This is a genomic window from Pseudomonas sp. UBA7500 (assembly GCF_002478435.1).
Taxonomy (GTDB): domain Bacteria; phylum Pseudomonadota; class Gammaproteobacteria; order Pseudomonadales; family Pseudomonadaceae; genus Aquipseudomonas; species Aquipseudomonas palmensis.
Window position 1 is genome coordinate 104,400 of sequence record NZ_DLNW01000034.1, and the last position, 12,674, is coordinate 117,073.

Below are 12,674 nucleotides of genomic sequence, written 5' to 3' on the forward strand. Positions count from 1 at the left end.
GCCGTGTGCACGCTGTGCAGGCGCCAGCCTTGCTGGCCAACGCATGCGCCGGCGCTTTCACAGCCTAAATCACCCTGCACCTGCTTCGTTCTTGTGGATACGACTGGACCTTGTGGTCCCGCATCCTATCGACAAGGACGCATTGCATGAATGCCCAAGACTCGCTGAAACTCGCTCGCCGCTTTATTGAACTGCCAACCGAAAAGCGTCCGCTGTTCCTGGAAGCACTGCGCAAGGAGGGCGTCGATTTCTCGCAGTTCCCGATCCCGGCCAACGCCACCAGCAGCGAGCGCGACGGCCTGTCCTACGCGCAAGGGCGCATGTGGTTCCTGTGGCAGCTCGACCCGCAAGGCGCCGCCTACAACCTGCCCATGGCCGTGCGCCTCAAGGGTGAACTCGACAACCATGCCCTGCAACAGGCCTTCGATGCGCTGGTGGCTCGCCATGAAACCCTGCGCACGCTGTTCGAACAGGGCGACGGGCAGGTCCGTCAGCGCGTTCTGCCGCCCACACCGGTCACGATCGTCACCCATGACCTGAACCATCTCGCACCCGCAGACCGCGAAACACAAGTCGGCGCACGGGTCGAGTCCGATGCCGGCAGCCCCTTCGACCTGGGCAACGGTCCGCTGCTGCGCGTGCAACTGCTCAGGCTCGACGCGTGCGAGCACGTGCTGCTGCTGACCCTGCACCACATCGTCGCCGACGGCTGGTCGCTGAACGTGCTGATCGACGAGTTCATCCGCCTTTACGACGCCGCCAGCAGTTCGGGCGAAGCGGCCCTGCCCGAGCTGCCGATCCAGTACCGCGACTACGCGCTGTGGCAACGCAGCTGGCTGGAGGCCGGCGAGCAGGAACGCCAGCTTGGCTACTGGCGCGAAAAGCTCGGTGACGACCATGCGCCGCTGGTGCTGCCGTTCGACCACCTGCGTCCGGCCATACCGACTCAGCGCGGGGCGCGGCATGCCTTCGAAGTGCAGCCGGCGCTGGCCGAGCAGTTGCGCAGCCTCGCCCGCGCCCAGGGCGCAACGCTGTTCATGGTGCTGCTGGGCGGCTTCAAGCTGCTGCTGCAACGCTACAGCGGCCAGCGCGCGATCCGCGTCGGGGTGCCGGTGGCCAACCGCAACCGCGCCGAGGTCGAGGGCCTGATCGGCTGTTTCATCAATACCCAGGTGCTGCACACCGATATCGACCCGCTGATCGACGTGGCCGAGCTGGTGCAGCGCATCAAGCACACCGCTGTCGGCGCCCAGGCGCATCAGGACCTGCCGTTCGAGCGCCTGGTCGAAGCGCTTGATCTGCCACGCAGCGCCAACCAGGGCGCGCTGTTCCAGGTGCTGTTCAACCACCAGGCCAACATCGCCGATGCTGCGCAGATCACCACCCGCTCGGGCCTGGCCCTGGAGAAGGTCGCGCTGGACAAGCACAGCGCGCGTTTCGATCTGGCGCTGGACACCTACGAAAGCGCCGGTCGCCTGCACGCCACCTTCACCTATGCGCTGGACCTGTTCGATGCGGCCACCATCGTCGCCATGGGCGAGCATTGGGTGCAATTGCTGCAAGGCCTGGTGGCGGACGCGTCGCGTGCCGTCGGTGAGCTGCCGCTGCTGGTCGCCGGTACCCCGCACATCGACACGCCGGCCCTCGCGCTGGACGACACCTGCATCCATCAGCTGATCGAGCAGGCGGGCGCAGCCACTGCGCAGGGCATCGCGGCCATCAGCGCCGGTCGGCAGATCACCTATGCCACCCTGTGCCAGCGCAGCGACGCACTGGCTGCGGCGTTGCGCCAGGCCGGGGTGCAGGTGGACGAGCGGGTCGGCGTGGTTGCCGACCGCTCCATCGACATGCTGGTGGCCATCCTGGCTGTGCTCAAGGCAGGCGCCGCCTACCTGCCACTAGAGCCCGAGCAGCCGCGCGAGCGGCTCGACTTCATGCTGGCTGACAGCAACGTGCGCGTGGTGCTGGCCGCTTCGACCTGGGCAGAAACATTGCCGGTGCAGGTACACCTGATGCACGCCGATGCCGTGTACCCCGACGCTGCCGCGCCGGTAGTGGCGGTCGCGCCGGACAACCTGGCCTATGTGATCTACACCTCCGGCACCACCGGCAGGCCCAAGGGTGTCGGCATCAGCCATGGCGCGCTGGCCAACTACGTGCGCGGGGTCGGTCGACGCCTGCCGATGCAGGCCATCGGGAGCCTGGCGATGGTCACCACGCCTGCCGCCGACCTGGGCCACACCGTGCTGTTCGGTGCACTGTGCAGCGGCAAGACCCTGCACCTGCTGGACAAGCAGACGGTGCTGGATGCCGACGCTTTCGCCCGCTACCTGCACGAGCACGCGGTGGATGCGCTGAAGATCGTGCCTTCGCACCTGGAGGCCATGCTGCCTGCAGGTTCAGCAGCGTTGCCCCGCCAGTGCCTGATCCTCGGCGGCGAAGCCTGCACGCCTGCTCTGCTGCAACGCATCGCGGGGCTGGCCCCGACGCTTGCGGTGATCAACCATTACGGCCCCACCGAAACCACCGTGGGTGTGCTGACCCATGCAATGGATGGCCAGCCGGTGCTGGGCACGCCGCTGGACAACCTTCGCGTGAAGGTGCTCGATGCTTGCCTGCAGCAGGTGCCAGGCGCGGCGCGAGGCGAGCTGTACATCGCCGGGGCCGGGCTGGCCCGGGGGTACCTGGGGCGTGCCGGGCTGACCGCCGAACGCTTTGTGCCCGACCCGGATGACGCTGCCGGCGGGCGCCTGTACCGCACCGGCGACTGGGTGCGTCGCAACGGCCTGGGGCAACTGCTGTTCGCCGGGCGTATGGACGGTCAGGTCAAGATTCGCGGTTATCGTGTGGAACTGGCAGAAATCGAGAGTCGCGTGCGCGAGTTGCCCGGCATTCGTGCTGCCGTGGTGCGTGTGGTGGGCGAGGGCCAGGCGCAGCAACTGGCCGCTTACCTGGTGCCGGTTGACGCGCCACACGGCGATGCCGCGCAGCAGGCCCTGCTCGATGCCAGCCGCACCGCGCTCAAGCAGGCCCTGCCCGAACACATGGTGCCCACCCACCTGTCGTTGCTCGAACGCCTGCCGGTGACCGCCAACGGCAAGCTCGACCTCAAGGCCCTGCCGCAGCCGGCAGCGGCACAGACTACCTACCGTGCGCCGCAGACACCATTGCAGGCAGTGGTGGCACAGATCTGGGCCGAAGTACTGCACATGGATCAGGTGGGCCTGGACGACAACTTCTTCGCCCTGGGCGGACACTCGCTGCTGGCCACCCAGGTGGTCTCGCGGGTGCGCAAGCAACTGGGCCTGGATATCCCGCTGCGCGCGCTGTTCGACAGCGCCGACCTGCTGGCCTTCACCGACGTGGCGCAAGCCCTGGCGCCGGTAACGCAAGCCGACTTCGAGGTACTGGACCGCAGCGCGCCGCTGGCGGTTTCGCATGCCCAGTACCGCCAGTGGCTGTTCTGGAAGCTGCACCCGCACAGCGCGGCCTACAACACGCCGCTGGCTGTGCGTCTGCACGGCGCGCTGGACCTGTCGGCCCTGCAGTCGGCCTTCGATTCGTTGGTGGGTCGCCACGAGTCGCTGCGCAGCGTGTTCGACGAGCGCGACGGCATGCCGTGGCAGCGCGTGTTGCCGCCTGCGCCGCTGGCCATCGCGATTCACGACCTCAGCGCCGAGCCTGTACAGGCACTGATGCAGCGCCTGGACGAAGAGGCCGCCACCCCGTTCGACCTGGCGCACGGCCCGCTGCTGCGCGTCAGCCTGTTCAAGTGCGCCGGTGACGAGCATGTGCTGGGCCTGATGCTGCACCACATCGTCTCCGACGGCTGGTCGATGGGGGTGATGATGCGCGAGCTGGCGAACGCCTACAACGCCCGTGTGCGCGGCGAGCCGCTGCACTTGGAGGCGCTGCCGGTGCAGTACGCCGACTACGCCGCCTGGCAGCGCAAGCGTCTGGCCCAGGGGCTGCAACAGGCCCAGCTCGAGTACTGGAAGGACCAGCTCGAAGATGACTTCGCGGTGCTCGAACTGCCGGCCGACCGCAGCCGACCCAAGGAGCAGAGCCATCAGGGCGGGCGTATCGACATCCGCCTGCCGGACACGCTGGCCAGCGGCCTGCGCGAACTGGCGGTGCAGCACAACGCCACGCTGTTCCACGTATTGCTGGCGGCGTTTGCCATCGTGCTGTCACGCTACAGCGGCAAGCCCAAGGTCAACATCGGTATCCCGGTCACCAACCGCAATCGCCTGGAGCTCGAAGGGCTGATCGGCTTCTTCGTCAACACCCTGGTGGCGCGGGTGGGCATCGACCCGGCGCTGACCTTCAGCCAGTTGCTGGAGGCCGTCAAGGACACTGCCTTGCAGGCCCAGGCCAACAAGGACGTACCGTTCGACGCACTGGTCGATGAACTCAAGCCCGAGCGCGGGCTGGGTTATAACCCGCTGTTCCAGGTGATGTACAACCACCTGCGCGACGTTGGCGGCCAGGTCTCGGCCGACAGCCTGCACGGCCTGCACGTCGAGGAAATCGACCTGGTCGAGCAGACCGCGCATTTCGATATCTCGCTCAACACCTTCGAGCGCGCCAGCGGGCTGGTGGCCACCTTCAACTATTGCACCGACCTGTTCGACGCCGCGCGCATCCAGCGCATGGCCGCGCACTGGCAGAACCTGCTCGAAGGCATCTGCCAGGCCCCGCGTCAGCGCCTGGCGCAACTGAGCCTGCTGGGCGCCGACGAGCGCCGGCAGATCCTCGGCCAGTGGCAGCCCGGCCAGCAGTCGAGCCAGCGCCAGGTTCACCAGTTGATCGCAGACCACGCGACACTGACGCCGAACGCGGTGGCGGTGCTCTGCGAAGGGCGCCAGTTGACCTACGCGCAACTGAACGCCCAGTCCAACCGCCTGGCGCATCACCTGATTGAACTGGGCGTAGGCCCCGAGGTGCGCGTGGCCGTGGCGTTGCGCCGCTCGGTCGACACCGTGGTGGCCCTGCTGGCGGTGCTCAAGGCCGGGGGTGCTTATGTGCCGCTGGACGTGGCCTACCCGCAGGACCGTCTGCACTACATGATCGAGGACTGCAAGGCTGCACTGGTGCTGACCCAGCACGACGTGCTCGACCAGCTGGCGCTGCCCGGCGCGATGGCGACCTTGCTGGTGGACCAGCCCCAGGCCTGGCAGGAGCGGGCCGACACCACGCCGCAGGTGGCGCTGAACGAAGGCAACCTGGCCTACGTGATCTACACCTCCGGTTCCACCGGCCAGCCCAAGGGCGTGGCGGTGGCGCATGGCCCGCTGGTGGCGCACGTGCTGGCCATCGGCGAGCGCTATGAAATGACCCCGCGCGACTGCGAGCTGCAGTTCATGTCGCTGGCCTTCGACGGTGCCCACGAGCGTTGGCTGACCGCCCTGAGCCACGGCGCCCGCCTGCTGCTGCGCGGCGACGAGCTGTGGTCGCCGGAGCAGGCCTGCCAGGTGATGCGCGAGCAGGGCGTGACTGTCACTGCGCTGCCGCCGGTATACCTGCAGCAGGTGGCCGAGCATGTCGAACAGGCCGGCAACCCGCCGGCCGTGCGCATCTACTGCTTTGGCGGCGATGCCGTGCCGCAGGCGAGCTATGCACTGGCTTGGCGTGTGTTGCGCCCGCAGTACATCGTCAACGGCTACGGCCCGACCGAAACAGTGGTAACGCCGCTGCTGTGGAAGGCCCGTGAAGGCGATACCTGTGGCGCCGCCTACGCGCCCATCGGCAGTCTGGTGGGGCGCCGCACGGCCTATGTGCTGGACGCCGAGCTGAACCTTTTGCCCAACGGCCTTGCCGGTGAGCTGTACCTGGGCGGGCAGGGCGTGGCACGCGGTTACCTGGACCGCCCCGGCCTGACCGCCGAACGCTTCGTACCCGACCCGTTCGCCGCCGACGGCACGCGCGTGTACCGCAGTGGCGACCTCACGCGGGTGCGCGCCGACGGCCTGGTCGACTACCTGGGGCGCATCGACTATCAGGTCAAGATTCGCGGCTTTCGTATCGAGCTGGGCGAGATCGAGGCCCGTCTGCAGGGGCACCCGCAGGTGCGCGAAGCGGTGGTCGTCGACATCCCCGGCCCCAGCGGCAAACAGCTGGCCGGCTACGTGGTGCCCGTGGCCGCGCCGGATGCGCAGCAGCACACCGAGCTGCGCAACACCTTGCGTGAACACCTCAAAGCAGTGCTGCCGGACTACATGGTACCGGCGCACCTGATCGTGCTCGACGCCTTGCCGCTGACCCCAAACGGCAAGCTCGACCGCAAGGCGCTGCCCAAACCGGACGCCAGCCTGCTGCAACAGGCCTACGTGGCGCCGCAGAGCGACCTGGAACATCAGCTCGCCGCCCTCTGGGCGGGCGTGCTCAAGGTCGAGCAGGTGGGCGTTACCGACAACTTTTTCGAACTGGGCGGCGATTCGATCATCTCCATCCAGCTGGTCAGCCGCGCGCGCCAGGCCGGCATCCATTTCAGCCCCAAGGAGCTGTTCCAGCATCAGACCGTGCAGGGCCTGGCGTCGGTGGCGCGCCAGGGCGAGCAGGCCCGCCAGATCGACCAGGGCGCTGCCAGCGGCCAGGCGCTGCTGCTGCCGGTGCACCAGTATTTCTTCGGCGCGCAGATGCCCGAACAGCACCACTGGAACCAGGCTGTGCTGCTCAAGCCCGGCCAGACATTGCAGGCGCAGACACTGGAGCAGGCGTTGCAGGCGCTGACCACCCAGCACGATGCGCTGCGCCTGAACTACAGCCTCCAGGCCGACGGCCAATGGGCCGCGCACTACGGTGCCGTGGCCCAGCAACAGACCATCGTGTGGGCGGCTGCGGCAGAACACGCCGAGGCGTTGCAGGCGCTGTGCGAAAAGGCCCAGCGCAGCCTGAACCTCGAACGCGGTGAACTGCTGCGTGCGGTACTGGCGACCCTGCCCGATGGCAGTCAGCGCCTGTTGCTGGCGATCCACCACCTGGTGGTCGATGGCGTGTCGTGGCGCATTCTGCTGGAGGACCTGCAAACGGCCTACACGCAACTGGCTGCCGGACAGGCCGTGACCCTGCCGGCCAAGACCAGCTCGACCCAGGCCTGGGCGCAACGTTTGCAAACCCATGCCGCCACCCTGCAACCGCAACTGGCGTACTGGACCGCCGAGCTGGCGGGCGTCAGCGCCGAACTGCCGTGCGACCATCCGCAGGGTTCGCTGCAGGGCGTGCATCTGGCCACGGCCCACACCGTGCTCGACGCGGCCACCACCCGCAAGTTGCTGCAACAGGCCCCGGCCGCCTACCGCACCCAGGTCAACGACCTGCTGCTGACCGCCCTGGCGCGGGTGATCGCACGCTGGACCGAGCGTGATGAGGTACTGATCCAGCTCGAAGGGCATGGTCGCGAAGACCTGTTCGATGACGTGGACCTGACCCGCACAGTGGGCTGGTTCACCAGCATGTTCCCGGTCAAGCTGAGCCCCACCGACAGCCTCGATGGCTCGATCAAGCGCATCAAGGAACAGTTGCGTGCGGTGCCGGACAAAGGCATCGGCTTCGGTGCGCTGCGCTACCTGGGTGACGCGCAGGCCCGCGAAGCACTGGCCGCGCTGCCGGTGCCGCGTATCACCTTCAACTACCTGGGCCAGTTCGATGGCAGCTTTGCCGAAGACGGCCAGGACGCCTTCCTCACTCCGGCCAGCGAGCACGCCGGGGCCAACCAGAGCCCCGAGGCGCCGCTGGGCAACTGGCTGGCGATCAATGGCCAGGTGTATGGCGGCGAATTGAAACTGGGCTGGAGCTTCAGCCGCCGCATGTTCGACGAACCGACCATCCAGGCCCTGGCCCAGGCGTATGCCGAAGAGCTCAAGGCGCTCATCGCGCATTGCGTCCGGCCAGACAGCTTCGGCCTGACCCCATCGGACTTCCCGATTGCCGGCCTGACCCAGGCACGCCTGGACGAGTTGCCGGTTGCCGCGCGCGATATCGAAGACATCTACCCGCTGTCACCGATGCAGCAGGGCATGCTGCTGCACACCCTGATGGACCCGCATTCGGGCATCTACTTCATGCAGGCGCGCAAGAGCATCCGCAGCCCCATCGACTTCGAGCGCTTCACCGTGGCCTGGCGTGCGGTGGCGCAGCGTCACGAACCGCTGCGCACCTCGTTCAGCCTCGACCGTGATGGCCAGATGCTGCAGATCGTGCACCGCCAGGCGCAGTTGAGCGTGAGCTTCCTGGACTGGAGCGAGCAGACGTCTGAGCAGCAGGAGGTGTCGTTGCAGGCGCTGCTGCGCGAGGAGCGCGACCAGGGCTTCAGGCTGCTGGAGCAGCCGCCGATCTGGGTGCGTCTGATCCGCCGTGAAACCGACCATTACTGGTTCATCCTCAGCAACCACCACATCCTGCTGGATGCCTGGTGCCACTCGCAGCTGTTCGAAGACTTCTTCACCTTCTACAACGGTCAGACCCTGCCGGCCGCCGAGCGCTTCGGCAGCTTCATCGGCTGGTTGCAGCAACAGGACGAGCAGGCGGCGCTGGCAATGTGGCGCGAAGAGCTGCAGGACTTCAGCGAAGTCACCGCGCTGCCGTTCGACCGTAAGAAGGGCGATGGCGAGTCGGCCGGCATCGGCGACAACTACGTGTACCTGGCCCCCGAGCAGGGGCGCCTGCTGCATGAACTGGCCCAGCGCAATCAGATCACCGTCAACACCTTCGCCCAGGCTGCCTGGTCGCTGGTGCTGCACCGCTACAGCGGCCTGCACGACGTACTGTTCGGGGTGACGGTGGCGGGCCGCCCGGTCAATCGCCCGGAGATGCAGAGCACCGTGGGGCTGTTCATCAACAGCATCGCGCTGCGCGTGGACATTCCGCAGGCCGGTGACGACCTGAGCGTGAAGGCCTGGCTGCAGCGCCTGTTCGAGAAGAACTTCACCCTGCGCGAATACGAGTACCTGCCGCTGGTGCAGATCCAGGCGTGCAGTGCGGTAGAAGCGGGGCACCCGATCTTCGACAGCCTGCTGGTGTATGAAAACGCGCCGATGGAAAGCAAGGTGCTGAGCAATGCGCAGCAGCTCAACGTGGCCGGTTCCACGTCGCGAACCCACACCAATTACCCGCTGACAGTGGTGATCTACCCCGGCGACGAGCTGGGCCTGCACCTGTCCTACGACCAGAGCTACTTCGACGAGCCCACCATTGCCGCGCTGCTGGAAGACTTCCGTCGCCTGCTGCTGGCCCTGGCCGAGGGCTTTCATGGTCGCTTCGACGAGCTGGCCCTGGTGGGCGCGCCGGAGCTGGCCAAGGTGCATGAACAGCCCGAGGCCCTGGCCGAATACCCGCTGGAGGCCGGGTATGTGAACCTGTTCGAGGCGCAACTGGCGGCCCACCCCGAGCAGGTGGTGGCGCGCTGCGAAACGCAGGCATGGACCTACCGCGAGCTGGACGCGCACGCCAGCCGGGTGGCGCAGGCACTGATGGCCGCCGGGGCCAAGCCGGACCAGCCGGTGGCGATGCTCAGCGAGCGCAATCTGGAGCTGCTGGGCATGGCCGTGGGGGTGTTCAAGGCCGGCTGTGCCTACCTGGCGCTGGACCCGCAACTGCCCGACCAGCGCCTGGCCGAGGTGCTGGCCCTGGCCGGTGCGCCGGTACTGCTGGCCAGCAGCGACTTCGCGGCCCGTGCCCAGGGCCTGCTGGCCCTGCTGCCCGAGGCTCGCCGAGCGACGCTGCTGATCGACGATGCACTGCCGCCGGTGGACGTGCCGATCGATTACCCCGGTCGCCATACGGGCGGGCGAGCGCTGGCCTACCTGATCTACACCTCCGGCTCCACTGGCACGCCCAAAGGGGTACAGGTGGAGCAGCGCGGCATGCTCAACAACCAGTTGAGCAAGGTGCCTTACCTGCAACTGGACGACGCGGACGTGATCGCCCAGACCGCCTCGCAGAGCTTCGACATTTCGGTCTGGCAGCTGCTGGCCGCGCCGTTGTTCGGCGCGCAGGTGGATATCGTGCCCAACCGCATTGCGCATGACCCGCGGGCGTTGCTCAGCTACGTTCGCGAGCGCGGCATCACCCTGCTCGAGAGCGTGCCGTCGTTATTGCAGGTGATGCTCGACGAGCTTGAACAACTGGGCAGCCCCGGCCAGGAACTGGGTCGGCTGCGCTGGCTGCTGACCACCGGCGAGGCGCTGGCGCCGGAGCTGGCGCGGCGCTGGGTGCAGCGTTATCCCGAGGTGGGCCTGGTGAACGCCTATGGCCCGGCCGAGTGTTCCGACGACGTGGCGCTGTTCAACGTCCTGCCGGCCTCGACCACGGGGATTCGCCTGCCGATCGGCGTGGCCACCGACAACAACCGCCTGTACCTGCTCAACGGCAACCTCGACCCGGTGCCCAACGGCGCCATCAGCGAGCTGTTCGTGGCCGGCATCGGTGTGGGGCGCGGTTATCTGGGCGATGCCAGGCGTACCGCGGCGACCTTCCTGCCCGATCCGTTCGACACCAGTGTGCAGGGTGGCGGGCGCCTGTACCGCAGCGGCGACCTGGCGCGCCATGGTGCCGACGGGGTACTCGAATACGTCGGGCGTACCGACCATCAGGTCAAGATTCGCGGGTTCCGTATCGAGCTGGGCGAGATCGAGATCGCGCTGCAGGCGCATGCCGCCGTGCGCGAGGCAGTGGTGCTCGCTGTGCAGGGCCTGGGCGGCAAGCAGCTGGCGGCCTACGTGGTGGCCAGCGGGGCAGGGCAGGCCGAGTTGCGCGGTGCGCTGCGTGACCACCTCAAGGCGATGCTGCCCGAGTACATGGTGCCGTCGTACTTCGTGTTCCTCGACACACTGCCGCTCAACCCCAACGGCAAGCTGGACCGCAAGGCCCTGCCGGCACCGGATACCAGCCAGGTGCAGCAGCAGTTCGTGGCACCGGTCAGTGTGCTCGAGCAGCAGGTGGCGGCGATCTGGGCGCAGGTGCTCAAGGTCGAGCAGGTGGGCTTGAACGACAACTTCTTCGAGCTGGGCGGGCACTCGCTGCTGGCGACCCAGGTGGTGTCGCGTCTACGCCAGCAACTGGAGGTCGAACTGCCCTTGCGTGCGCTGTTCGAGGCACCGCTGCTGGCCGACTTCATCGCCGATGTGCAGGGCGCCAGCCGTGCCACGGCGCCGGCCTTCCGGCACGTGGCGCGCAATCAGCCACTGCGGCTGTCGTATGCCCAGCAACGCCAGCTGTTCCTCTGGCAGCTGGATGCCCACAGCACGGCCTACAACATGCCGCTGGCACTGAGCCTTAAGGGCGCGTTGGACATCGATGCCCTGCAGGCCAGCTTCACGTCGCTGATCGAACGTCACGAGACCTTGCGCACCACTTTCAGCCAGGCCGATGGTCAGGCGGTGCAGGTGATCCATGCACCCGCGCCATTCACCCTGCAGGTCGAGCAGGTCGGCGTGCCGGCCGGTGCCGATGCGCAGGCATGGGTCAAGATGCTGGTGGAGGCCGAAACCCGTCGCGTGTTCGATCTGCAGCAGGGGCCGCTGTTGCGCGTCAAGCTGCTGGCCCTGGCCGAGGGCGAGCATGTGCTGGTGCTCACCTTGCACCATATCGTTTCCGATGGCTGGTCGATGCCGGTGATGGTCGAGGAACTGATCCAGTTCTACGAAGGCCATCGCCGGGGCCAGCCGCTGCAGTTGCCGGCGCTGGCGATCCAGTACGCCGACTACGCGGTGTGGCAACGCCAGTGGATGGAGGCCGGTGAGCAGGCCCGCCAACTGGCCTACTGGACCACGCAGCTGGCGGGTGGCCAGGCGTTGCTGGAGTTGCCCACCGACCGGCCGCGCCCCGCCACGCAAAGCCATGCCGGGGCCAACCTGGGCATCGAACTCGACCCTTCGCTGGCCAGCGCGCTGGAGCAGTTGGCCAAGGCCCAGGGCGTGACGCTGTTCATGTTGCTGCTGGCCAGCTTCCAGGCCTTGCTGCATCGCTACACCGGGCAGGATGACATTCGTGTCGGGGTGCCGATCGCCAACCGTACCCGGCTGGAGACCGAGCGCCTGATCGGCTTCTTCGTCAACACCCAGGTGCTCAAGGCCGAGTTCGATTCGCACACCACCTTTGCCCAGTTGCTGCAGCAGGTACAGCGCACGGCGCTGGCCGCGCAGGGCCATCAGGACCTGCCATTCGAGCAGTTGGTGGAGGCGTTGCATCCCCAGCGCAGCCTCAGCCACACGCCGTTGTTCCAGGTGATGTACAGCCACCAGAGCCAGGTCAAGGGCGCGCGTCACAGCTTGCCGGGCCTGACCGTGGAGAGCCTGGCGTGGGAGCAGGGCACTGCACAGTTCGACCTGACCCTGGAGACCGTCGAGCAGGCGAACGGGCTCGGCGCCACGCTGAACTACGCGACCGCCCTGTTCGACGAGGCGAGCATCCAGCGCCTGGCCAGCCACTGGCGACAGTTGCTGCAGGGTATCGTCGAGCAGCCGCAGCAGCGCATTGCCGAACTGGCGTTGCTGGATGGCCAGGAACAGGCGCGCATCGTGCAGGCGTGGAACCCGGTCGAGGCGGAGCACGCGCCCGGGCCGTGCATTCACCAGCACATCGCGGCGCAGGCGAACAGGACCCCGCAAGCCATCGCGGTGGCCTTCGGCGAGCAGTCGCTCAGCTATGCCGCGCTCGACCAGCGTGCCAACCAG

Annotated in this window: 1 protein-coding gene; it reads left to right on the forward strand. The window is 67.4% G+C overall.

The genetic code is table 11. From position 1 onward, the window contains the following. Window positions 1-146: 146 nt before the first annotated feature. A partial coding sequence (locus B4I46_RS15610; RefSeq protein ID WP_286900894.1) for a non-ribosomal peptide synthase/polyketide synthase occupies window positions 147-12,674 on the forward strand: 12,528 nt, incomplete at its 3' end.